16 protein-coding genes and 1 tRNA gene are annotated in these 24,793 nt (G+C 67.2%); 5 read left to right on the top strand and 12 right to left on the bottom strand.

Annotation, left to right across the window (positions count from 1 at the left end; translation table 11 throughout):
- Window positions 1-57 precede the first annotated feature (57 nt).
- From BLO63_RS02070 to BLO63_RS02060, 3 genes are read left to right on the top strand one after another with little or no spacing between them, the layout of a single operon-like run.
- Complete coding sequence (locus BLO63_RS02070) at window positions 58-576, top strand: SixA phosphatase family protein (protein ID WP_091436332.1); 519 nt, start codon at window positions 58-60, stop codon at window positions 574-576.
- Window positions 577-578: 2 nt separating this feature from the next.
- Window positions 579-2,042 carry a YcjX family GTP-binding protein gene (locus BLO63_RS02065; RefSeq protein WP_091436331.1) on the top strand — a complete coding sequence of 488 codons (1,464 nt, stop codon included), beginning with the start codon at window positions 579-581 and terminating at the stop codon, window positions 2,040-2,042.
- Between the two features lie 21 nt (window positions 2,043-2,063).
- Window positions 2,064-3,125 (top strand): YcjF family protein, encoded by a 1,062-nt coding sequence (locus tag BLO63_RS02060; RefSeq protein WP_091436329.1) that lies wholly within the window; start codon window positions 2,064-2,066, stop codon window positions 3,123-3,125.
- Here the strand turns inward: BLO63_RS02060 and BLO63_RS02055 are convergent.
- Window positions 3,116-3,436, bottom strand: coding sequence for a 2Fe-2S iron-sulfur cluster-binding protein (locus tag BLO63_RS02055; RefSeq protein ID WP_091436327.1), 321 nt, complete (start codon window positions 3,434-3,436; stop codon window positions 3,116-3,118). The genes BLO63_RS02060 and BLO63_RS02055 overlap by 10 nt on opposite strands.
- 415 nt (window positions 3,437-3,851) lie before the next feature.
- Here BLO63_RS02055 and BLO63_RS02050 point away from each other — a divergent pair, with 415 nt between their 5' ends.
- Window positions 3,852-9,593 carry an apolipoprotein A-IV repeat region-like domain-containing protein gene (locus BLO63_RS02050; protein ID WP_091436324.1) on the top strand — a complete coding sequence of 1,914 codons (5,742 nt, stop codon included), beginning with the start codon at window positions 3,852-3,854 and terminating at the stop codon, window positions 9,591-9,593.
- A 481-nt stretch (window positions 9,594-10,074) separates the two neighbouring features.
- Here the strand turns inward: BLO63_RS02050 and BLO63_RS02045 are convergent, their stop codons facing one another.
- The 7 genes from BLO63_RS02045 to BLO63_RS02015 form a co-directional block, all read right to left on the bottom strand.
- Window positions 10,075-13,248 (bottom strand): efflux RND transporter permease subunit, encoded by a 3,174-nt coding sequence (locus BLO63_RS02045; protein ID WP_091436323.1) that lies wholly within the window; start codon window positions 13,246-13,248, stop codon window positions 10,075-10,077.
- 16 nt (window positions 13,249-13,264) lie between these two features.
- Window positions 13,265-14,512 carry an efflux RND transporter periplasmic adaptor subunit gene (locus tag BLO63_RS02040; protein WP_091436321.1) on the bottom strand — a complete coding sequence of 416 codons (1,248 nt, stop codon included), beginning with the start codon at window positions 14,510-14,512 and terminating at the stop codon, window positions 13,265-13,267.
- 136 nt (window positions 14,513-14,648) lie between these two features.
- The gene (gene murJ, locus BLO63_RS02035) at window positions 14,649-16,199 is read right to left on the bottom strand and encodes a murein biosynthesis integral membrane protein MurJ (RefSeq protein ID WP_091436319.1); all 1,551 of its coding nucleotides are present in this window, start codon (window positions 16,197-16,199) and stop codon (window positions 14,649-14,651) included.
- Between the two features lie 97 nt (window positions 16,200-16,296).
- Window positions 16,297-17,451: a DegT/DnrJ/EryC1/StrS family aminotransferase gene (locus BLO63_RS02030; RefSeq protein ID WP_091436318.1), complete on the bottom strand. Its 1,155-nt coding sequence runs from the start codon at window positions 17,449-17,451 to the stop codon at window positions 16,297-16,299.
- 11 nt (window positions 17,452-17,462) lie between these two features.
- Window positions 17,463-18,470: a Gfo/Idh/MocA family protein gene (locus tag BLO63_RS02025; RefSeq protein WP_091437241.1), complete on the bottom strand. Its 1,008-nt coding sequence runs from the start codon at window positions 18,468-18,470 to the stop codon at window positions 17,463-17,465.
- Window positions 18,471-18,601: 131 nt separating this feature from the next.
- Window positions 18,602-19,840 (bottom strand): SH3 domain-containing protein, encoded by a 1,239-nt coding sequence (locus tag BLO63_RS02020; RefSeq protein WP_091436316.1) that lies wholly within the window; start codon window positions 19,838-19,840, stop codon window positions 18,602-18,604.
- Window positions 19,841-20,219: 379 nt separating this feature from the next.
- Window positions 20,220-21,512, bottom strand: coding sequence for a nicotinate phosphoribosyltransferase (locus BLO63_RS02015; RefSeq protein ID WP_091436315.1), 1,293 nt, complete (start codon window positions 21,510-21,512; stop codon window positions 20,220-20,222).
- A 199-nt stretch (window positions 21,513-21,711) separates the two neighbouring features.
- Here BLO63_RS02015 and BLO63_RS02010 point away from each other — a divergent pair, with 199 nt between their 5' ends.
- Window positions 21,712-22,809, top strand: coding sequence for an alkene reductase (locus tag BLO63_RS02010; RefSeq protein ID WP_091436313.1), 1,098 nt, complete (start codon window positions 21,712-21,714; stop codon window positions 22,807-22,809).
- A 66-nt stretch (window positions 22,810-22,875) separates the two neighbouring features.
- Here BLO63_RS02010 and BLO63_RS02005 read toward each other — a convergent pair whose 3' ends face one another.
- From BLO63_RS02005 to BLO63_RS01995, 4 genes are all read right to left on the bottom strand, one after another.
- The gene (locus tag BLO63_RS02005) at window positions 22,876-23,772 is read right to left on the bottom strand and encodes a transglutaminase family protein (RefSeq protein ID WP_091436311.1); all 897 of its coding nucleotides are present in this window, start codon (window positions 23,770-23,772) and stop codon (window positions 22,876-22,878) included.
- 43 nt (window positions 23,773-23,815) lie between these two features.
- Window positions 23,816-24,103: a hypothetical protein gene (locus BLO63_RS20880; protein WP_143007045.1), complete on the bottom strand. Its 288-nt coding sequence runs from the start codon at window positions 24,101-24,103 to the stop codon at window positions 23,816-23,818.
- 125 nt (window positions 24,104-24,228) lie between these two features.
- Window positions 24,229-24,441 (bottom strand): hypothetical protein, encoded by a 213-nt coding sequence (locus BLO63_RS02000; RefSeq protein WP_091436309.1) that lies wholly within the window; start codon window positions 24,439-24,441, stop codon window positions 24,229-24,231.
- A gap of 223 nt (window positions 24,442-24,664) precedes the next feature.
- A tRNA-Lys gene (locus BLO63_RS01995) sits at window positions 24,665-24,740 on the bottom strand.
- Window positions 24,741-24,793: the final 53 nt, after the last annotated feature.

The raw sequence follows: 24,793 nt of genomic DNA, 5'->3' as shown, positions 1-24,793 counted from the left end.
GCGCAGTCGTGCCTATATGTTGATGGCTGCCCTTCCAACGGACCTCACGCGATCCTCATGCTGCGCCTCATCCTCCTGCGTCACGCCAAGTCCGCCTGGCCGGACGGTGTCGCCGATATCGACCGCCCCCTCGCCGGGCGGGGCGAGCGCGCGGCGGCCGCCATCGGCGCCTATATGGCGCAGGAGGCCCTGCTGCCGGCGCGCATCTTCGTCTCGCCGGCGCGGCGCACCATCGAGACCTGGGAGATTGCCACCCGCGATTGGCCAGCCCATCCCCTGCCCGCCTATGAGCGCAGCATCTATGAGGCGCCGGCCGCCAACCTGATGCGACTGGTCAAGGCTCAGGACGAGATCTCGCCGCTGATGCTGGTCGGGCATAATCCGGGCATGGAAGACTTCACCGCCCTGCTGCTGCGACGGGAGCAGCGCGCCAAGGTGCTGCCGAAATTCCCCACCGGGGCGCTCGCCGTCATCGACGTCCCGCTGACGAACTGGTCGGACATCGAACCGGGCATCTGCACGCTGGAGCGATTCGTCACCCCACGCGCGCTGGGTGTGCAGAAGGAGAAAGACTAGCCGTGCCCTCCCGCTTCGATTGGCTGCTGGATGAGGCGCGCCTGACCGCGCAAACCCTCATCGACCGCGCCGAGGACCTCGCCAGCCCGACGCTGCGCCTTGGCATTACCGGCCTGTCGCGGGCGGGCAAGACTGTCTTTACCACGGCCCTGATCCACGCACTGATGCGCGGCGGAAGGCTTCCGGTCTTTCGCGCCATGCATGAGGGACGGATCGCCACCGCCCGGCTCGAGCCGCAGCCCGACGACGGCGTGCCGCGCTTCGACTATGAAGGCCACCTGGCGACGCTGGTGGATGACCGCCGCTGGCCGGAATCGACCCGGCGGATCAGCGAGTTGCGCCTCGCCATCGACTACGCGCCCGCACGCGGCGGGCGGCGCACCCTCACCCTCGATATTGTCGATTATCCCGGCGAGTGGCTGCTTGACCTGCCGCTACTCGACCAGTCCTTCAGTGCCTTCGGCGCCAACAGTCTGGCGCTCGCCCGCGCACCGGCCCGCCGCCCCCTCGCCGGCCCTTTTCTGGCTGCGCTGGACGCAATGGACCCTGCGGCACCGGCAGACGAGACCGAGGCCCGCAGGCTGGCCTCCCTGTTCACCGACTATCTCGCCGCCTGCCGCGCCGAGACCGTCTCCATGAGCCTGCTGCCGCCCGGGCGCTTTCTCATGCCCGGCGACCTCGAGGGATCGCCCGCCCTTACCTTCGCCCCGCTCGACCTTGCCGAAGGAAAGGACGCTCCCGCCGGTTCCCTGCACGCCATGATGGAGCGGCGCTTCGAGGCCTATAAGGAGCGCATCGTCCGTCCGTTCTTCCGCGACCATTTCGCCCGGCTAGACCGGCAGATCGTGCTGATCGACGTCTTGTCCGCGCTCAATGCCGGACCCGCGGCGCTGGCCGATCTCGAATCGGCACTGGACGGCATCCTCGCCGCTTTCCGCATCGGCCGGAATTCCTGGCTCGCCTCGCTGTTCCGCCACCGCATCGGCAAGGTGCTGTTCGCCGCCACCAAGGCCGATCATCTTCATCACACCAGCCACGACCCGCTGGAGGCGATCTTGCGCCGCCTGGTCGAGCGGGCTCTGGCACGGGCGGAAGGCGCGGGCGCCGAGATCGACATGGTGGCCATCGCCGCCGTGAGGGCGACGCGCGAGGCGATGGTCAAGCGCGGGCGGGCGCATCTGCCCGCCATCGTCGGCGTGCCTGAGGCCGGCCAGCACGGCGCCGACGCCTTTGACGGTCTGGCGGAGGCCGCCGTCTTTCCCGGCGACCTGCCGGAGAACCCGTCCGCCCTGTTCGATCCCGCCCACGGCTTCAACGGGCTGTCGGACGCGGCCGGCGGCGATTTCCGTTTCCTGCGCTTCCGCCCCCCGCAGGTGGAGCGCAACGCCGGTGGCCTCGCCTTGCCGCTACCCCATATTCGTCTCGATCGCGCGCTGGAATTCCTCCTCGGCGATCGGCTCAAATAGCACCCGCTGAAACAGAAACGCATGAGCGACCGCACCCCTCGCCGCCCACAGGCCTTTCGTCTCGACGATCCCGGCGTCGTGCTGGCCGAAGAAGGCCACGCCGCCCCGCGCGGCGCGGTCGTCATCACCCCGACGCCGGCGGAAAGCGTGGACGACCTAGCTCCGCTGCCGCTCCCGCCCCCCAAAACCTCGCGCTGGGGACAGCTGTTTTGGACGGGGCTCGGCGGACTGGTGAGCCTTGGCGTCGGCCTGGCGGTCACGAAGCTGGTGGAAGATCTGTTCGCCCGCGCCGACTGGCTCGGCTATGTCGGCCTCGCCTTCGCGCTCGCCCTGGCTTTGGCGAGCCTGGCCATTCTGGCGCGCGAGGCCTTCGGGCTCATGCGCCTGCGCACCCTCAACCATCTGCGCGAGCAGGCGGCCGAGGCGCTGGCGAAGGACGACCGGCGACTGGCCGAAAAGGTGACAACGGAACTGCTCGCCATCGCGGCCACCTCGCCGCGCCTGTTCCGCGCCCGCACGGAGCTGTCCGGCCATCTCGGGGCGATCATCGACGGCGCCGATCTCATCCGGCTCACCGAGCGCCAGCTGATGGGGCCGCTCGACGCGGAAGCGACCCAGCTGGTGTCAGACGCCGCCAAGCGGGTCTCGGTGGTCACGGCGGTCTCGCCGCGCGCTGCGGTGGACCTCATTTTCGTGCTGGTCACCGCGATCGGGCTCGTGCGTCGGCTGGCGCTGCTCTACGGGGGGAGGCCCGGCGCGCTCGGCATGGTGCGGCTGTTCCGGCAGGTCGTCACACATCTGGCCGTCACCGGCGGCATGGCGGCGGGCGATTCCCTGATCCAGCAGGTTGTTGGCCACGGCATCGCCGCCAAGCTGTCGGCGCGGCTCGGAGAGGGCGTGGTGAACGGCCTGCTCACCGCCCGGCTCGGCATTGCCGCGATCGAAGTCACGCGGCCCCTGCCCTTCGTCGCGCTGCCGGCGCCGGCACTCGGCGATGTCGCCTCCGGCCTCATCAGTCGAGGGGAGGCAAAAGACGCCGCCAAAGAGGGTCTGAAGTCGCCCCCGGACCGCGCTCAGCCCTGATGTTCAGGCGTCCGCACGACGAGGCCATCCAGCGCGTCAGTGATCTTGATCTGGCAAGACAGCCGCGAGGTGGGACGCACGTCGGAGGCGAAATCGAGCATGTCCTCCTCCATCGGGCCGGGCTCGCCGGTGGCGGCCTGCCATGCTTCGTCCACATAGACGTGACATGTCGCACAGGCGCAGGCGCCGCCGCATTCGGCGTCGATTCCCGGGACGCCGTTGCGGATCGCCGCTTCCATCACGGTGGCGCCGGCCTGGGCTTCCACGGTGCGCTCGGTGCCGGTGGCGTCGATGAAGGTGATCTTGGGCATGGGGGCGGAGCTTCAGTGATTTTGAATGACTACAGGAAGGTTCGCCCTAGATAGCCGCCGAACGCCCGGAATGCCAGCGGGCTCGCATAGGAGCGACGCCGCAGCTGCTCACGCTGCCAGAGCCGATTCGCTTGGTGAGCGTGACCGACGGCATGACGTGCGGGCCTTCTTCGCGGGAGGGTGAATCGGAGGTTTCGGGACGTGGTAAACAGGGCGTTAACGATAACTGAAATCACCGTGTTAACCCCCGTTCCATTTTTCATGGTCAAGAGCGTAGGATAAAGGTGCGGGGGACTGGTGTTCCTCTCGTCAAGTGCGGAACTTCTCCCGCCGACGGGAATACCACAACTCCGCGAAACCCCGGCCCGACGGCGCAAGCCGGTCGGAGTAGAGTACGGACCGGAGGCAGGCGCCGATGTCGACGAATACGAAGAAGGTTCAGCAGGATCCCGCCGAGGCCGCCTTGTCGGCTATCGAGGAGGCGCTGAGTCTCGACCACTCGCCTGATGACGGCTTCGCCGCATCGGCAGAGGACGACTTCGAGCTTCCCCCGGCCCGCGAGCCGGAGGGGCCGCGCATCGAAACCCGCGCCGGCGCGTCCGGCGAGGCCGTTTCCTCACGTTTTCTCGATGATATCGACCTGTTCGGCGACACGACGGACCCGCAGGATCTAGAGGCCTCGTCGCTCGACGATGACGGCTTCACCCTGACGGAAGCCGATCTTGCCGAAACCTCCGAATACGACCGCACCAGCGAGCCGAATTTCGACTTCACCTCTTCCGCCAGCGAGGCGGACCTTGCCCCGGTAGCTCCCGCCCTTGCGGCGAGCGCGGCGGCCGCCGGCGCCGCAGCCGCCCTGCCGCGCGGTGAGGCCCGCACCGAAACCGAGGCCCCGGACTCCTCGCGGCCCGGCCCCAAGGGCCGCCGTGCGGCCAATGACGACCGCGAGAGCATCGGCCAACTTCTGTCCTCGCTCCAGCGCCGCCCCTCCTCCGCACCCTATGTTCTGGCAACCATCGCCTCGCTCGCCTGGCTTGTCGCCGGCGGCGTGTTGCTGCAGGCCCAGTTCGGCAGCCTGGCCGGCGATCTCGCTGCGATGGCGAACGCCCCCGGTTTCCTCGCCGGCGTGGCGGCGACGATCATCCCGCCGATCTTCTTCCTCGTGCTCGCCGCCATGGTGCGTCGGATGCAGGAAATGCGGATCGTCGCCTTCTCGATGGCGCAGGTCGCCATCCGCCTTGCCGAGCCGGCCCGGACTCCGTCTCCCGCGCCTGCCCCAGCGCCGGCCGTAGCCGCGACCGGCGCGGCCCTTCCGGCGATCCAGATGCCCGACGGCGTCTCGCCGGACACCCTCGCCCAGTATGCGGGCTTGGAGCAGGCCGTCACCCGCGCAAGCGAGGCGGAAGCCTTTGTGCGCGGCGAGGTCGCGGCGCTCGCCCAGGCCTATGACGACAATAGCCGCAAGATGCACCAGCTGATCGAGCGGCTGCAGCTCGAACGCGACGCCATCCTGACCCAGACGGAGCATGTGCGCGAGACGATCGCCTCTTCGCATTACACTTTCACCGAGGAAGTCGGTAACGTCAGCGAGCGCATCAACGAAACCGTCATGCTGGCCGCCGACCGGGTGGCCCACACGCTTTCCGATCGCGGCGAACACATCACCCTCGCGCTCGGCCGCGTCGGCGACACCATCATCGAGGCCCTGTCCGAAAAGGGCGGCGACCTGATCGACCGGCTCCAGGCCACCGGGTCTGAGGTCAACACCAACCTCGCCGACGCCAGCGACCACCTTATCACGACACTCTCGGCGCAGAGCGACCAGATCGGCGATCGTCTCTCCGGCGTCACCACCCAGCTGACCGACACGCTGTCCTCCCGGACCGACGACATCAGCCGCCAGCTCTCCGGCGCCACCGACACTCTGTCCAAGACCCTCACCACGCGCTCGGACGAAATCGGCCTGCGGCTTGCCGGCATCGCCGAAAACCTCACCGACACCCTGGCCTCACGCACGGATGCGATCAGCCGCCAGCTCTCGGGCGTCACCGAGAACCTGTCCGACACCCTGGCCACCCGGACCGACGAGATCAGCCGCCAGCTGGCCGGCGTCACCGAGAACCTGTCCGACACGCTGGCCGCTCGCACCGACGAAATCGGCGATCGCCTGCTGCGCACCGCTGCCGAACTGTCGCATGTGGTGAACCTGCGCACCGAGGAGATGGGCGACAAGCTCTCAGCCACCACCATCAATCTCACCAGCACCCTGACCGCCCGCTCCGACGAGATCACCGACGCCCTGGTCAGCACCGGCACGCGCCTCGCCGACGAGATCGCCATCCGCGCCAGCCAGGTGAACCAGACGCTCAAGAGCACCGGCGACGCGCTGGTGCTCGACCTCTCGGTGCGCGGCGGCGAAGTCGTCCGCAAGCTGGAGGAAACCGGCAATCGGGTGGCCGACACCATCACCGTGCGCGGCGACGACCTTGCCGACCGCATCGCCGACACCGGCAACCGCATTTACGACGCCGTCGCCGTGCGCGGCGCCGAGCTGGAGCGCCTGCTGGGCGAAACCGGCCAGCGCGTCGTTCACCAGCTCTCGCAGGCGGGCACCGGCATCCATGACGCGCTCGCCGAAGCGGCGGGCCGTGTCTCCCAGGATATCGACTATCGCGGCCAAGCTCTGACCCAGCAGCTCGCCCATGTCGGCGCCGAAGCGGCGCAGACCCTCGCCGACAACGGCGCCCGCGTGACCGAGCAGTTCCGTGAGGCGGCCGACTATCTGGCCTCCGACCTCACCACGCGCAGCGAAAACATGCGCGACCATCTGGAGCAGCAGTTCCGCAACATCGAGGATCTCGTCAGCGTCCGCGGCGGCGAGATCGCCGACCGTATCTCGACCGACACCTCGACACTCGGCCGCCAGATCGTCGACGGCCTGCGTGACTTCGACACCGTCCTGCACAGCCATGGCGGTGAACTGGTCCAGCGTATTTCCGACCGCGTCGAGGCCGTGACCCGCGCCATCGACACCAACCTGTCCGGCTTCGACGACCAGGTCTCCAACAAGGCCGAGCAGGTCGCGGCTGCGCTCGACATGCGCATTGCCAACATCGAGGGCGTGCTCGACCGGGGCGTCGATGGGCTCAACGAGGCTCTCGGCAATCGCACTGTCGAATTCGCCCACACGCTGTCGGAGGGCGCGCGACAGGCCAATGACGCGATGAGCCAGTCGCTGGAAATGCTGAGCAGCTTCTTCGACGAGCGCGCCGGCACCATCACCGACCAACTCTCGCAGCACATCGACCAGGCCGACCGCACCCTCGCCGCGCGGGCCCAGGACATCGCCACGTCTCTGGACGAGCGGGTCGGTCGCTTCGAAGCAACCGTCGTCAGCCGCATCGACAATGTCGCCACCTCGGTCGAGGTGCGTGGCGCCGCCATGGCCGACCTTCTCGGCCAGCGCATCGGCGCGGTCGCCGGCCAGCTCCGCAGCGAAGCCGCCGAGATCGAAACCAGCCTGACCTCGCTCGTCGACAATGTTAGCCGGACGCTGGTCGACCGCGCCGGCGAGGTGACGACGCTCTTCGATTCCCGCACCGACGAGATCGCCCGCATCGTGGAGGAGCGCGGCAATGGCCTGCTCACGGCACTGGAAGACCGCAGCATCTCCATCACCGGCGAGATCGCCCGCGCAAGCACCGACCTGCTCTCGGCGATCGACGATCACCGCCAGAACCTTGTGACGGCGCTCGACACCACCCGCAACGGTGCCGTCTCCGACATCATGCGCGCCAGCGATGAGCTGCTGAATACGCTGGAGACCCGTTCGGACGCCATTATCTCTGCCTTCGAGACGGCGACCACCGGCCGGGCCGACCAGCTCATGCAGATCAGCGGCGATGTCGTTTCCTCGCTGCAGCAGATCACCGGCGATGTCGCCGCCTCGCTTCAGGCTGCCGGCGGCGAAGTCACCGCCTCGCTCCAGTCGGTTGGCAACGACGTCAATTCCTCGCTCAAGCTCGTCACGGGCGAGGTATCGACCTCGCTGCAGCAGATCGGCGGCCGGGTTACTCAGGACATCGCCCGCGCCGGCGACTCGCTGCTCAGCGAGTTTGACGGCCGCGGTGCCCAGTTGGTGGAAAGCGCTCGCCAGGCGACCGAAATTGCCTCGAGCGAGTTCTCCCGCCTCGTCGACGAGTTCGACGGCCGCGGCGCCCAGCTGGTGGACAGCGCCCGTCAGGCGACCGGCATCGCCTCCGGTGAGTTCTCCCGCCTCGTCGACGAATTCGACGGTCGCGGCGCCCAACTGGTCGAAAGCGTACGCCAGGCGACCGGCGGGGTTTCAGAGGAGTTCGCCCGCTTCGTAGACGAGTTCGGCGGCCACGGTGTCCAGTTCGTCGACAGCGCCCGCCAGGCTACCAATGTCGCCTCCGAGGAGTTCGCCCGTCTCGCCGAAGAATTCGCGGCGTCGCTTGAAGGCCGCGGCAGCGGCCTGATCGAGGCGATCGCGGCCAGTGGCCGGTCTGCGGTAGCGGAAATCGCCGCCACCAACGAGGCGCTGCAGGGCGATGTCACCGGCCTGCTGGAGCGGCTTGGCGACGTCAACGTCCAGCTTCAGGACGTGCTCGCCAGCTCGGTCAACAACCTCGCCGACACCGAGAAGACCATCACCGAGCGACTGGAGGCGTTCCGCAGCACCGTCGCCAATGTCGAGGAAGCCAGCACCCTCGCCTCCTCGCGCATGGACGAGCAGATCCGCGATCTGCGCGCCGTCTCCACTGACGTGCTCAAGGATGTCGCCCGGCTCAGCCATTCCTTCGGCGAGCAGGCGAACCTCATCACCAACGTCGCCAACGCCCTTGGCAACGCGCATGAGAACCTCGACGACACGCTCGGCGGCCGGCACGAGGCGCTTCTCGCCCTTGCCGAGCAGGTTTCCGGGCGCACGGCCGAGCTTGATGAGCGGCTGTCGCACTACACCAGCACGCTGGAGAGCACCTTCGGCCGCGCCGAGGAGCGCGTGAGCGCCATCTCCAAGTCCATCCTCGCCGCTGCCACCACCTCGACCGACACCATCGTGCGCCAGCAGCAGGAAGTCCGCGAGACGACCGAAGCCGAGCGCGAGCGCACCATCGCCTCCCTGCACGAGACCTATGAGCAGGCCGTGCGCGAGGTCGACACGCTGATGCGACAGGCCAATCAGGGCTTCTCTGGCGCCGCCCAGGCGCTGCGCGCCTCCGTGCTCGACATCCAGCGTCTGCTGGAGACGACCCGCGAGGAGCTCAAGCGCGGCATCCTGGAGCTGCCGGAGGAAACCGAGGCCAACGCTTCCGCCATGCGCCGCACCGTCGCCGAGCAGATCAAGGCGCTTGCCGAGCTGAACGAGATCGTATCGCGCCATGGCCGCACACTGGACGTCGACGCCGGGCCGCGCCCGCGCCTCGCCGCCCCGCTCGTAGGCCCGACCCCGCTTCCAGCGGCGCCACCGGCACCCGCTCCGCGCGCGGCGGTCTCGCGTCCCCAGCCGTCGGCGCCGCGCCCCGAGCCCGCCCGTTCGGAAGCGCCCTCCTATTTCGATCCGCCGCGCGGAAACGGCACCGGCGGGGCCGCGCCCCAGCGCCGGGCCAACCTCGCCCCGGCGGCGCCGGAGCGTGGCGGGCCGGACAAGGGCGGCTGGCTCTCCGAACTGCTGGCGCGCGCCTCTGATGGCGAAGGCCCGGCGCCGTCCGGCCCGGTTCCCCGGAGCGTTCCTGTCACGCCCCCGCGCAATTTCGATCCGCGCCAGGGCCAGCCAGAGCGGCCGGTTCACCACACCATCGAGTCGCTCGACTCGCTGTCGGTGGACATCGCCCGCATGATCGACCACGAGGCCGCTGTCGACCTGTGGGAGCGCTACAAGAAGGGCGAGCGTAACGTCTTCACCCGCCGGCTCTACACCATGCAGGGCCAGCAGACCTTCGAGGAAATCCGCCGCAAGTATCGGCGCGACCTCGAATTCCGCGACACGGTCGACCGCTATATCGGCGAGTTCGAACGGCTGCTGGAGCAGGTCTCGCGCGACGAACGGGGACAGGAACTGACCAAGACCTATCTGACCTCGGATACGGGCAAGGTCTACACACTGCTCGCCCATGCCGCCGGCCGCTTCGACTGACGCAGCCCTAGGCCGACCACGCCTGATGAGAGCCCCCGCCCCGTGCGGGGGGTTTCTTTTGGCTCAAGGCCCCTTCTGGAATCGGGTAGCTGCGATTGCCGGCTCTCGCTAGCAGGGGCACGCTCTCCGGGTCTGAGCTGAGGCGAGCGCCCACCGAGCCGCAGACGCATGGTGCATAGGCCGGACACTTCGGGGGGATAGCCCGCGCAACATGCCAGCCCCGGTCGCGAGGCCGGGCGGCGGACAGCAAGCTCGTCAGCCTCGGCATGGTGGGTGACGCTACCCGTCCCCAAAGTCCAGCAAGGCGGCCCGCCAGCACATCCGATGACAGCGCCCCTGTGCGCCGGACTGCGACACCGATCAGTCTTCGGATCGGCCGACTTGCTCAGTGCCCGTCATAGGCACGAGCAAAGAAAAGCCCCGCCGCTCAGCAGGAGCGACGGGGCTTTGAGGATTGGGAACGAGGCTGCGAGAGCCGCGTTCAGTGCGGCGCGGGGGCGGCTTCCTGCTTGCGGCCGCGGCGCCGCTCGCCAAAACCGGCGATCCAGCGGCAGACCACATAGAAGGTCGGGGTAAACAGCAAGCCGAAGAAGGTCACGCCGATCATGCCCGAGAACACCGCCGTGCCCAGCGCCTGCCGCAGTTCGGCGCCAGCGCCGGTGGCGATGACCAGCGGCACGACGCCGAAGATGAAGGCGAGCGAGGTCATGATGATCGGCCGCAGGCGCAGCTTGGCGGCCTCGGTGGCGGCCACGAAGCGGTTTTCCCCACGATCCTCCAATTGCTTGGCGAACTCGACGATCAGAATCGCGTTCTTCGCCGCCAGACCGATGAGGACGATGAAGCCGACCTGGCTGAGGATGTTGTTGTCCTGTCCCCGTATCTGGATGCCCACCACCGCCGCGATCAGGCACATGGGGACGATGAGGATGACCGCCAGCGGCAGGGTCAGGCTTTCATACTGCGCCGCCAGCACGAGGAACACGAACACCACGCCCAGCGCGAAGGCGAAGATGGCGGTATTGCCCGCCCTCACCTGCTGATAGGCCAGCGTCGTCCACTCATAGGCGAAGCCGTCCGGCAGCGTCTGGGCGGCGATCTCCTGCATCTTCTGGATCGCCTGGCCCTGCGACGTGCCCGGCATGGTGTCGCCGTCGAGCTCCGCCGCCGGGTAGAGATTGTAGCGCGGCACGCGGTAGGGGCCGGATATGTCCTTCACCGTGGTGAAGGAGCCGAGCGGCACGAGCTGCCCCTCCGCATTCTTCACCCGCAGGCGCAGCAGGTCGTCCGAGGTTAGGCGGTACGGCGCGTCGGCCTGAGCCTGCACGCGGTAGGTACGGCCGAACAGATTGAAGTCGTTCACATAGGACGAGCCGATATAGGTCTGCAGCGTCGAGAACACGTCGGCGATGTTGACGCCGAGCAACTGTGCCTTGGTGCGGTCGATGTCGAGGAAAAGCTGCGGCGTCGAGGTCTCGAACAGCGAATAGACCTGCTTGAGGCCGGGCGTCTGGTTGGCCGCGCCCATCATGGCGTAGACCGCGCCTTGCAGCGCCTCATAGCCACGCCCGCCCCGATCCTCGATCATCATGCGGTAGCCGCCGGCATTGCCGATGCCCGACACGGGAGGCGGCATGACGACGATCATCTGGGCCTCTTCCACCGAGGCCAGCTTGCCGAACAGCGTGCCCTGGATGGCGGCGGCAGATTGCCCGGGGTGTTCGGCCCGCTCGGCCGCCGGGCCGAGGATGACAAACATGGCGCCGGCATTGGGGGCGTTGGTGAAGGTCGCGCCGGAAAAGCCGACGATGTTGACCACATGCGCCACGCCGGGGGTCGCCAAAACCTCCTGAGCGGCCTTGGTCATCACCGCATTGGTACGCGCCAGCGCGGCGCCGCCGGGCAGCTGCGCTGCGACGATGAGATAGCCACGGTCCTGCGCCGGGATGAAGCCCTGCGGCGTGGTGCGGAACAGCTGGAAGCCGCCGGCGAGAATGGCGATATAGACCAGCAGCACCACGACGGCGACGCGCACCAGCTTGCTGGTGAGCCAGCCATAGCCGCGTGAGACGCCATCAAAGCCCTTATTGAAATAATGGAAGAAGCCGGTGAAGGGCCGCGCATACCAGGCCGGCTTGTGGTCGGCGCCCTTATGCGGCTTCAGCAGCAGCGCGCACATCGCCGGCGAGAGGGTCAGCGATACCAGCAGCGAAATCAGTGTCGAGCCGGCGATGGTCAGGGCGAACTGGCGGTAGAACTCGCCGGAAATGCCGGTGATGAAGGCCGACGGGATGAACACCGAGGCCAGCACCAGCGAAATCGCCACCAGCGCCCCGCCGACTTCGTCCATGGTCTTGTAGGCGGCATCGCGTGGGCTGAGGCCGGTGGAGATGTTGTGCTCCACGCTCTCCACCACGACGATGGCGTCGTCGACCACGATGCCGATCGCCAGAACGAGGCCGAACAGAGACAGGTTGTTCAGCGAGAAGCCGAACAGGCTCATGATGAAGAAGGTGCCGATCAGCGAGACGGGGATCGCCAGGATCGGAATGATCGCTGCCCGCCAGCTCTGCAGGAACAGCACCACCACGATCACCACCAGGACGATGGCCTCCATGATGGTGTGCTCCACCGCGCGGACCGATTCAGCGATGAACTGCGTCGGGTTGTAGGCGGTGGAATAGGTCACGCCGGGCGGGAAACCCTTGGAAATCTCCTTGATCGCCGCCTCGATCGCCTCGCCGGTGGCGAGCGCATTCGAGCCCGGCAGCTGGAAGATGCCGAGCGCGACCGAGGGCTTGGAGTCGAAATAGGAGATCGAGGAATTGTCCTGCGCCTCGATGTCGATCCGCGCGACATCGCGCAGACGCACCACGGCGTTGCCGGTTTCGCGGACCACGATGTTGCCGAACTCTTCCGGTGTCGACAGCCGCCCGAGGGTCCGCACCGCCACCTGGAAGCCCATCTGGTTCGGCACGGGCGGCGCGTTCAGCACGCCCGAGGCCACCTGGAGATTCTGCGCCTGCAGGGCGGCGGTCACGTCGCCGGCCGTCAGGTTCAGCGCCTGCAGCTTCAGCGGGTCGAGCCAGACCTGCATCGCATAGTCGCGCGATCCGAACACGGTGATCGAGCCGACGCCCGGCACCCGCTGCAGCTGATCCTTGATCTGCAGGTTGGCGTAGTTCGAGATGAACAGCGAGTCGCGCGAATCGTCCGGCGAGAACAGGCTCACCACCATCAGGATGTCGGGCGATGATTTGGCGACGGTGACGCCGATCTGCTGCACGTCCTGCGGCAGGCGCGGCGTCGCGGTAGCGACCCGGTTCTGCACCTGCACCTGCGCGATATCGAGATCAGTGCCGATGTCGAAGGTCACGGCGATGGAAAAGCGGCCGTCCGCCGTCGAGTTGGAGGAGATGTAGAGCATCCCCTCGACGCCGTTGATCTGCTGCTCGATCGGCGCGACCACCGTGTCGGCCACGGTTTCCGCGCTGGCGCCCGGATATTGGCCGCTGACATTGACCACGGGCGGCGCGATGTCGGGATACTGCGCCACGGGCAGGGCGACGAAGGCGACGGCGCCCAGGATCATCACCACGATGGAAACCACCGAGGCGAAGATCGGGCGATCGATGAAGAAGTGTGAGAAACGCATGGGACCGCCTCCGCGCTCAGTTCGCGGGCGGGGTGGCGGAAGCCTTTGCAGGCGCCTCGCCAGCGCCCGCGGCGGTTCCATCACCCGGAGCCGGGGTCGCCGGCGCCGCCTCCAGCTTGCCAACCACCTTCGCACCGGGGCGGATGCGCATCAGCCCGTTGACCACGACGAGGTCATCCTTGCCGATGCCGCTGGTGACGACGCGCTGGCCGTCATAGGCGCGGCCAAGCGTGACATATTTCATCTGCGGCGCCTGCGGCTGGTCGCCCGGCTGCAGCACATAGACGAATTTGCGGGTCTGCTCGGTGCCGATGGCCACATCCGGCACCAGAAGCGCCTCGTGCGGGGCCGAGGACGGCACCTCGATCCGGCCGAACATGCCGGGCGTGAACGTCGCGTCGGGATTGGCGAAGGTCGCGCGACCGCGGATCGTGCCGGTGTCCTCGCTGATGCGGTTGTCGACGAAGTCGAGCTTGCCCTCGTGGGTGAAGCCCTTCTCGTCGATCAGACCCAGCTTGACCGGGATCGACAGCCCCTTGTCACCCATGTCCTTCGACATGCGCTGGTAGCGCAGATAGGAGGCCTCGTCATAGGTGAACTCGAAATAGATCGGATCGAGCGAGACGATGGTGGCCAGCAGCGTATTGGTATTGGTGCCGCCCGAACCACCGGTGACAAGGTTGCCGACCGAGACCTTACGATCGCCGATCCGGCCCGTCACAGGCGCCTTGAGGTCGGTGAAATCGAGGTCGAGCTGCGCCGCCTGCATCGCCGCCTGCGCGGCCGCTACGTCGGCACGCGCCGTGCGCTCGCTCTGCAGCCGCTGGTCATAGGCCTGCTTGGAGATGGCGTTGGAGGTCTTGTCGTCGATCAGGGTCTGGGCGCGCTGCAGGTCCGACTGGGCGAAATCGAGCTGAGCCTGGGCCCGCTCCAGATTGGCCTGCGCCTGATCATGCGCCACCTGGAACGGACGCTTGTCGATGGTGAACAGCAGGTCGCCCTGTTTCACCACCTGACCGTCGGTGAAAGACACCTTTTCGAGATAGCCAGAGACGCGGGCGTAGACGTTCACCAGATCGACGGCGGCGAAGCGGCCGACATATTCGTCGTAATCGGTGATGGTGCGTGTGGTCGGATGGGCGACCGTCACGGTCGGCGGAGGCGGCGCCGCCTGCTGTCCCTGGTTCGGCTCGGAGCAACCCGCCAGCGCCAGAGTGGCAAGAGAAAGTGCAGCGAGGGAAAGGCGCGGCAGCGCGGTCATCATAGGCGTCTCCGAGAAGGCTCTTCGGGTATTTCGGGACCCTGTCCCGAGATCGCGTTTCATCGGCCACCCCCGCCCGGAGCCCGAGACGCCGGTGCGAACTACCACAATTATGCTGCACCGCGTAAGCAATAAATCGTCAGTTCGTCACCGCCGGGGATCGCCCGCGCAGCAGACCCCTGAGGTAGCGCCGCCCGAACAGTGCCAGCACCAGGCCCGCATAGACGGCACCTCCTGCCGCGACGCACAATGCCAGCAAGGCCTCGTCGCCGCCATGGACGAAGCCGGCCAGAGACGGCCCGGCGAACCGCGCCGTGGCGAACAGGGTCGCGGCAAGGACAGCGCCGATCAGCACGAGACGGGGCAGGCTGCGCCACATTTGCACGTCGCCGCACTCATAGCCGCGACGATGGGCGAGGAAGGCCAGCACCAGCACGGTGATCCAGCCGCCGATCGAGGTGGCGAAGGCGAGACCGACCTGTGCGAGCGTATCCATTAGCAGGATCTTCAGGCCGATATTGACCAGTGCGGCGCCGAGCGTTGCCATCACCGGGGTGCGCGTATCGCCCCGGGCATAGAACGGCGCCATGAAGGCCCGCACCACCACGAACGGGGCGAGGCCGATGCCATAGGCCGCCAGCGTCGCTCCGGCCGACGCCGCCGCCTCGGCGGTAAAGGCGCCGCGCATGAACAGGCCGCGCATGATGATCTCGGGGATCGTCAAGGCGGCCGCGAGAAAGGGCAGCACCAGCAGCAGCGTCAGCTCGATCGCCCGCGCCTGGGAAAAGCGCGCCCCATCGAGGTCATTGGCGGCGATCCGCCGCGACATCTCCGGCAGCAGCACAATGCCCGCCGCAATGCCGACGACGCCGATCGGCAACTGGTTGATGCGGTCGGCATAGAACAGCGCCGCCACCGCGCCTTCCGGCAGAAAGGAGGCGATGATGGTATCGGCGAACAGCGCCAGCTGCACGCCGGCCGAGCCGATGATCGCTGGGCCAAGCGCGATCAGGAAGGCACGGGTCTCGGGATCGAGCCTCGGCCGGCCGAAGCGCAGGCCAAGGCCATGGCGCTCGGCGTCGAACACCAGCAATCCGAGTTGCAGGAAGCCGGAGATCAGCACGCCCCACGAAGCCGCATGACCGGCGGTGGGAAACAGTCCGGCCAGGCTCAGCGTGCCGACCATCGCGACATTGAGCAGGATCGAGGCGGCGGCTGCCGCCCAGAAGCGGTCATTGGCGTTGAGCACCCCGCCGACCAGCGTCACCACCGCGATCAGTCCGAGATAGGGGAAAGTGATGCGGGTGAAATCCACCGTCAGGGCGAAGCGCTCGGGATCGTCCGAAAGTCCCGGCGCCAGCGTCGCCACCACCCAGTCGGTGGCAAGCAGCGCGACGGCGAGTAGGAGCAGTTGCACCAGCACAACGCCGGTCAGGATGCCATCGGCGAATTTCCGCGCCGGAGCGTCGCCTTCCACCGTCTTCACCCGCGCATAGGCCGGGATGAAGGCGGTGTTGAAGGCCCCTTCCGCAAAGATGGAACGGAAATGGTTGGGCAGGCGGAAGGCAATGTAGAACGCATCCGCCAGCGGCCCGGCGCCGATGACGGCCGCCATGACGATGTCGCGGACAAACCCCGTCAGCCGCGAGAGAAGCGTCCAGCCGCCGACGGTGAAGATGCTGCGAATCATGGGGTGCCGACGGAAGGGTTGAGGCTGCCGGAAGCCGGAAACGAAGGCGGGCGGAAAGCTAGCCGTCCCGCCCTCTTCTCGCCAGTCCCGCCGGACGTCAGGCGCCGAGCGCGCGGCGCACCGCCGCAATGACGCGGTCCTGTGCGGCCTCATCGAGATAGGGGTGCATCGGCAGGCTGATCACCTCGCCCGCCAGCTTCTCGCACACCGGCAGGCCATTTCCAGCAATGGGGAACTGCGCATAGGCGGGCTGATGGTGCATCGGCAGGCGATAATAAACGGCCGTCGGCACGCCCTCCTTCTGCAGCGCCGCCGCCAGCCCGTCGCGCACGCCGTGCGGCAGCCGGATGGTGTACTGGGCCCAGACCGAGGTGGCGCGCGGATCCACCGCCGGCACCGCACAGATATCGGCCAGAGCCGCGCTGTAGCGCTCGGCGACGCGCTGGCGGGCGGCGATCTCGTCCTCGAAGATCGCCAGCTTCTCCAGCAGCACCGCCGCCTGGATGGTGTCGAGCCGGCCGGTCATGCCGAGGCGGACATTCTCATATTTGTCGACGCCCTGGCCGTGCTCGCGCACGCTCTTCAGCACAGGAACGAGAGCGTCGTCATCGGTCAGCACCGCACCGCCGTCGCCATAGCAGCCCAGCGGCTTGGCGGGGAAGAAGCTGGTGGCGGTGGCGGCGCCGAAGGAGCCGGTGCGCCGGCCGTTCCAGGTGGCGCCAAAACCCTGCGCAGTGTCGCACAGCACCTTGAGGCCATACGCATTGGCGATGGCCTCAATGGCGTCCATGTCGGCCGGCTGGCCGAAAAGATCGACCGGAACCACGACCTTCGGCGTAAGTCCCTCGCGCTTGGCCACCTCGATGGCGGCTTCAAGACTCGCCGGGTCCATGTTGAAGGTGTCTTCGAGAATGTCGACGAAGACCGGGGTCGCGCCGACCCATGGCACCACCTCGGCGGTGGCGCAGAAGGTGAAGGCCGGGCAGAACACCGCGTCGCCGGCCTTGATTCCCCAGGCCATCAAGATCATGGCCAGCGCATCCGTGCCGCTGGAGCACGCCACCGCATGCTTGGCCCCGGCGAAGCGGGCGAGCTGCTGCTCGAACTCCGTCACTTCAGGGCCGTTGATGAATCGGCAATGGTTGAGAACCCGCGCCACCGCGTCGTCGATACGGGTGCCGAGCCGGGCCCGCTGCGCCGCGATGTCGACGAAAGGAATCGGCGCCAGTTCGGTCTTCACATGCGAATTCATCGGTCTTCCTCTCAGGCCACGCTGGCGCGCAGGGGCGTCGGCTCGGCGGGCATCGGCTCAGTGGGCGTCGGCTCCAGCGCTTCGAGGCAGCGCATGGCGGTGGCGATAGCAGCCACGCCGTCCTCGCCTGTCACCGCCGGTGCCGATCCGCCGCGCACGGCATCCAGAAAACGCAGAAGCTCCAGCCGCAGCGGCTCGGCATAGGCCACGGGAAGGTGGCGCATCGAATAGCTGCCATCCGGCTTGTAGTCGAAATACTCCGTCACCTGCCGGGTGAGCAGGTCGCCGATCACATACTTCTTGCGGGTGGCGACATGGACGGTGCGCGCCTTGAAGGGCGTCAGCCAGTTGGTGTTGATGTGCGCCAGCACGCCATTGGCGGTGCGGAACTGCAGCAGCGCGATGTCCTCGCGCTCGGCCACGGCGGCCTTCACCTGCGGCTGCACCTCGGTGATATGCGAGCCGGTGAAATGGCAAATCAGGTCGATGTCATGCACGGCGAGGTCAATGACCACGCCGACATTCGACATGCGCGGCGGAAACGGTCCGACGCGGGTGATGGCGATGGAGAGGATCTCCTCGTCGCGAATGGCGTTCTTCACCGCCTCGACCGCCGGATTGAAACGCTCGACATGACCGACCACCAACGCCACGCCTTTGGCCTTTGCAGCGGCGACGATCGCCTCGGCCTCGGCGACAGTGGGTGCGATTGGCTTTTCGACCAGCACATGCATGCCGGCATTGATAGCGGCGAGCGCCACGTCGTGGTGCAGGTGGGTGGGAGCGGCGATGACGAGGGCGTCGGCCCCCTCTGCCACCAGATCGTCAAGGCTGGCAAAGGCCCGGCAGCCAAGAAGGGCCGCCACCTTTTCGCGCTGGCCGGCATCGGGATCGGCGATGCCGATCAACTCGGCGCCCGGCAGATCGTTAAGCACGCGGGCGTGGTTGTAACCCATGATGCCGACGCCGACGACGCCGACGCGAACGGGCACTGAAGCCCCGCCCGGGTCCTGAACCATGCGCGCATATCCTTCCATCTGAATTCGTCGTCGGGGGGTCTAACATGCGCCCCCGGGTGTGGCGAGAGAGGCCGAATCGCAAAGCCGCGTCAAAGGCTTCACTATTTGCTTCAACCTGTTACCGACCCCGCTCACTCGGCGGCAGTGGTCTCGGCGGCCGCACCCGTCCCTTCCGCAGCAGCAGCGGAACTCGCAACGCCACTAGCGTCGATGAAGCTCTTGTAGACGAAGACGCGCTTGCCCTCGACGATGATCTCGCACCATTGCTGGCAGACGACGAGATCCACCTTCTGGCCCGCCGGCAGATTGCCGATGGCCGCCGCGCCCCGTTTCGGTGCAGCCCGCATGGTGACGGGACGGCGTGTCACGGCGGTACCGATCGGCTCGCCGCCGAATCCTGCAGGTGTGTCGCCCTCCTCGGCGGCCTCAGCCGGCGCCGCTGCCTCGGTCTCCGCAGGAGCGGCGGCAAGGGCGGCCACCGGACGTTCGGGCGCGCGGGCAGGCGGCAGGGGAGCCTCCTTCGGCAGCGCGACCAGAGGCGGGGCTGAAGGAGCTGCCGTGAGTTCGATCGAGGCCACGACCGGCTCGGCCTCCGCCGCCTCCGGGACCACCGGGGCCGACAGGGGGCCGACATTCGTTTCCGGCGCGGCGAAGGCGGTGACGGGGAGCGCCTCGCCGGCCGCGTCGAGGGGGGCCTGGGTGTTGCGCAGGAGGGGCGGAATGCTGTTGCCGGGCAGAGCGTTTACGAGAGCCGAAGAGGCCTCTGGCGTCGGGGCGGCCGGCGCGACCTCTACCAGCGGGACGGCGGCCGCCGGGCCACCCGACAATTCAGGCTGGACAGCCGAGGGCGCGACGCTGGCCACGGCCGCATTGCCGATCACCTCGGGCGCGACCTTTGCCTCCTCGCGGGCGGCCAGAGATTGCAGCAGGACGGCGCCCCCTCCGACCACCGCCATGAAGACGGCAAGCAAGCCGAGGCGCTGCCAGGTGATGACGTCCTTGGAGGCGTTGCGCTTGCGCCGCGTCTCGGCATCGCCCGACGGGCGCGCGGAGCTGCCGAAGCTACGCCGGCGGGCCGCCTGGGCCGAATCGGCGCCGGATGATGCGGCCCCCGGTTCGGTCCGCGCGGCAGCCGGGCGCGCGGCCAGTACGTCACCCATGTCTCCCAGAGCCGCGAGGCGGCTGCGCACATCCCCCAGGGAGCGCGGCTCGCGACCCGCGCCCGGAGGCGTGGAGGACGGCTCGACGCCGGCACCAATGCCATGGCTGTCGGCCTTCTCCTGCTCAAGCGAACTGACGATGGTCCGGAAATCGGAAATGAGAGAGGAGGAGAGCCCGGTTCCGCGCGGCTGCTGCGATGACGTTGGCATGGCGCGGGAACTCTACGCTACGGGAAAAAGGCGGGGAAGCACGGAGGAGGCCGTAAGGTTGGAAGCGTCTGCACAGTGCAGTCGCCGGCAGTGCCGGAGGACACTGACGGCCAGCTCAAGGGTGCGGCGCTGACCACTTCGCATGCGTTCTTCCAGTCCATTCGGGCCGGCGCCCGAAGGCCCGCGACCGAGTTCCGTAAACCGCCTTCGTATGCGACGGGTGACAACTTACCGGCACTTTGCACCTTGATGCAAGAATGTCACATGCCGGAAATTTCCTTATGAACAAAGATTGCGGCAACTCTTGGCCCCGCCCGACGCGGCTCCCATCAAATTAGCTCAACAGACGCAATAAGTTGTGGGAAGCGAATTTACACCCCTACACCAGCACCGCCCGCGATGGCGCGGTCATCGCACCGAAGATTCGCTGGTAGCGGGCCAGCTCCTCCGGCGGCCCCATGGCTTTGGTAGGGTTGTCGGACAGCTTCACCGTCGGGCGGCCATCCGCCGAAATGACCTTACAGACGACAGAAATGGGATCGAGTCGCCCTTCGGGCGCAAAGCCTCGGAAATCATTGGTCAGCAGCGTACCCCAGCCGAAGCCCATCCGCAGGCGCCCCTGGAAGTGGCGGTAAATGCGTTCGATGTCGCCAATGTCGAGGGCATCCGAAAAGATCGCCAACTTCTGCGTCGGATCCTGCCCGCGCGCGCGCCACCAACGCAGCGCCTCCTCGCCGCCCTCGATCGGGTCCTTGCTGTCGATGCGGATGCCGGTCCAGCCGGCTACCCAGTCCGGCGCTTGCTCGAGAAAATGGCTGGTGCCGAACGTGTCGGGCAGGATCACAAGCAGATTGCCCTCATAGTCCTGCTGCCAGTCGGCCAGCACCTTGTAGGGTGCGCATGCCAGCTCCGCGTCGGTGTCGGCCAGCGCGGCGTAGACCATGGGCAGTTCGTGGGCGTTGGTGCCGGTGGCCTCCACCTCGCGGCGCAGCGCGATCAGGCAGTTCGAGGTGCCAAGGAAGCGCTCACCCAGCCCCTCCATCATCGCCTGCACGCACCAGTCCTGCCAGAGAAAGCCGTGCCGGCGCCGGGTGCCGAAATCGGCGACGCCCGCGCCGCCCAGCGCCTTCAGCCGCTCGACCTTCTCCCAGACACGAGTCATGGCCCGCGCATAGAGCACCTGCAGCTCGAAACGGCCCATGCTGCGCAGCACCGCGCGCGAGCGGAGCTCGTTGATGATGGCAAGTGCCGGGATCTCCCACATGGTGGTCTCGATCCACGGTCCCTCGAAGGTCAGCTCATACTGCCCGTCGCGCTTTTCGAGGTGGTAGGCGGGAAAGCGGAACGTCTCCAGCCAGGCGATGAAGTCCGGCGAGAACATCTGGCGCTTGCCGTAGAACATGTTTCCGCGCAACCAGGTCGATTCCCCGCGCGTCAGCGACAATGTCCGCACATGGTCGAGCTGCTCGCGCAGTTCGCCCTCATCGACGAAGTCGGCGATTCGCACGCTCCGCGTCCGGTTGATGATGCCGAAGGTGACGCGGGTGTGGAAATGCCGGCGATAGATCGTCTGCGCCATCAGGAGCTTGTAGAAATCCGTATCGAGCACGGAGCGGACGATCGGGTCGATCTTCCATGTGTGATTGTAGACGCGAGTGGCGATGTCGATCATCTGGTAGGCCCCGTTTGCTCGGCCTCCCCTTCTAGAGCATGCCGCCCGAAATTGCAGGCGACGCGCCAAGGGCCGGCGCAGGAACATTCAAGCCCCAACGAAGGTCGTGCGATTTGGCCCTTGGAACCGCCGGTCCAATGATTAACTGCGCTCCAACGCCCTGCTCAACGACAGGGCCCTTTCTCGACAGGAGCACATCGTGGCTGCCACGAAATCCCTTTTCGACACCTATCGCCTCGGCGACATCATTCTTGCCAACCGCATCGTCATGGCCCCGCTGACCCGCAACCGCGCCGGTGCCGGCCTCGTCCCCTCGCCGCTTGCGGTTGAATATTACCGTCAGCGCGCCACCGCTGGCCTCATCATCACCGAGGCGACCCAGATATCCGCCACCGCGCAGGGCTACCAGGACACGCCCGGCCTGTTCACGCAGGCGCAGATCGAGGGCTGGAAGAAGATCACCGATGCCGTGCATGGCGCCGGCGGCCACATCTTCGTGCAGCTTTGGCATGTCGGGCGCGTCTCGCTCCGCTCGTTGCAGCCGGGCGGCGCCGCTCCTCTCGCCCCTTCTGCCCTTCGCGCCAATACCAAGACCTATGCGAATAATGGCTTTGCCGAGGTCGACGAGCCGCGCGCACTGACGCTGGACGAAATCCCCGGCATCGTCGACGACTTCCGCCAGGCGGCAGCGAACGCCATCCTTGCCGGCTTCGATGGCGTCGAGATCCACGGCGCCAATGGCTATCTCATCGACCAGTTCCTGCGTGACGGCGCCAACAAGCGTACCGATGCCTATGGCGGATCGATCGAGAACCGCACCCGCTTCCTGAAGGAGGTCCTCCAGGCCGTCATCGGCGAGATCGGCGCCGCGCGGACCGGCCTGCGGCTTTCCCCCGTCACCCCGGCCAACGATCTCTCCGACAGTGATCCGCAGGTGCTCTTCAGCCATGTGATGGACGTGGTCGAGAGGCTGCACCCGGTCTATGTGCATATGATCGAGGGCGCCACGGGCGGCCCGCGCGACATTGTGCCGGACTTCGACTTCGAGGCCCTGCGCGCCCGCTACAGCGGCGCCTGGATGGTCAACAACGGCTACGACAAGGCGATGGCGGAAGAGGTGATTGCGGCCGGCAAGGCGGACCTCGTTGCCTTCGGCAAGGCTTTCATCTCCTCGCCCGACGCGGTGGAACGCCTGCGCCTTGGCGTCGCTTTCAATGAGCTGGACCGCGACCATCTCTATGGTGGCGGCGCCCAGGGCTATACGGACTACCCCACGCTGGAGAACGCGACCGCCTGAAGGTGGCTGTTTGAAAACGACGAAGGCCCGCCATCTGGCGGGCCTTTTGTTCGACGAGGCGTCGCTTCAGGCGGCGAGTGGCTCTTCCGGCCGCACGCAGCGTACCGAGACGTCGACTGTCATGCCGAGATAGTCGCCGGTGAGGCCGGTGAACCCGCCCGCCACCGGCACCGCCTGGCTGGGATCGCGGGTCACGGCGACGCGGATGAGGTTGTCGGCGGCAATCGTTCCGTTGGTGGGATCGAATTCGACCCAGCCTGCACCCGGCAGGTAGATGTCCGCCCACGCATGTGTGGCGCCGGCGCCGACCAGCGCGGAATCCCCGCCGTCAAGGGCGGGATCATAGAGATAGCCGGTCACGAAGCGCGCCCCGAAGCCCAGGGAGCGGGCCGTCTCGATCAGCAACAACGCGAAATCGCGGCACGAGCCGGTGCCCAGGCGCAGCGTTTCCAATGGGGGCTGGGTGCCCTCCTCGAAGCGCAGATTGTAACTGAAGCCCTTATGTATGCTGTTGTTGATATCCGTCAGCAACGCCATGGTGTCGGTCGGCCGTGCGGCAACAAATCCCTTCGCCCAAGCCTCCAGTTCACCATGCGGGTCGGGATGATGCGGGTCCAGCATGCGGCCGAGATCGATGCGATCATCTGGCGAATAGACGAAGGGATAGGAGGTTGCGCTCTCCTCTATCTCGAAATCGAGCCCGCCCAGACCGTAGCGCTCCAGCGTGAGCAGGCTCTCGATCTTCAATTCGTTCGACGGTTCCAGAAAGTCGACCACCGCGACGGAGTTGCCGAAGACGTCGTGCATCCAGCGTATATTTCCATGCGGAAACAGCGCGATATCGGCACCGACCAGCCGCAGGTCATGGCTGTCGCGCGGGCGCAGCATCAGCCGGTGCGGCTGGAACGTGACCGGATTGGCATAGCTATACTGGGTGACGTGTCGGACGGTGAGGGTCTGCATGTTGAGTTCCGAAAAGGTCCGCCCGCAGGGCAAGGTGCAAGGCTCAGCGCGAGCAGAGGCGGCCGACGGCGAAGCCGATCAGCCCCATTGCAACCAGTGCGCGAAATGAATAGCGCTGTGTCGGCTCCTGCCGGACGGTGGAGCGGGCAACGCCGTCGGACGCGCGCGAGCCCATGCGCTCGCCGTGCCCCGAGGCGCTGGCGGAAGCTGTCGAGCCACCTGCGGCGCTGAAGGGCGATGCGCCTGACGCCGAGGCCCCCTGGCTGGACGAACCGCCTTCGGTGAACGGCCCTCGGTTAGAGGAGCCAAAGTCATTGTTCGGATTAGCCATCGCGCGCTCTCGCCTGTTCGCCTGTGTTGGGGGCCTAACGCGCGAACCGCCATTTCGTTCGAGGAATGCAGCCAGGAAACCGGGCGGCGACTCGGGGACAGTGCTCTCAGAGCCGGCCTCGCCGCTCAGATGCGGCCATTGAGGAAGGCGAGCATTTCCACAGGCCCATTGGCGTTGAACAGCTTCACCTGCCGCCCTCCGCACATGTCGCAGCGCAGCCGCGGCGGCGCCTCACCATCGGCCGGAGGCGCCAGAGAGGCCGCATCAACGCGCCCGAGCACGGAACGCCGTCCGCAGCGCTGGCAATGGGCACAGAGCATTGAAGACTGGTCGATCATGTCGCCCTCCTGAGCGGAACGGCCGAGATCGCTGGGAATCCCAACGCTTGCGGCCCCTTGCCCGGCGGCGCTCCCGGACGCCCTACTCTAGGCATTCCCGACCAGAAAGCCCACCGGCCCCGCGCCGCCTTGAATGCGACGCGCGGCCCGGACACGGATGAGATTGGGGGTGGACGAAGTTGGCTTCGTCTCGGTTCCGCCAAAACTCCGAAGGATCGGAATTTGGTGGGCGCACTAGGGCTCGAACCTAGGACCCGCTGATTAAGAGTCAGCTGCTCTACCAACTGAGCTATGCGCCCCCGCCGCAGACCGTGGCCTTGCGGACGGGCGGTCATGTAGCAGAGCCCCCCGG

Source organism: Ancylobacter rudongensis (assembly GCF_900100155.1).
Classification (GTDB): domain Bacteria; phylum Pseudomonadota; class Alphaproteobacteria; order Rhizobiales; family Xanthobacteraceae; genus Ancylobacter; species Ancylobacter rudongensis.
This window is presented reverse-complemented; position numbering and strand designations above follow the sequence as displayed.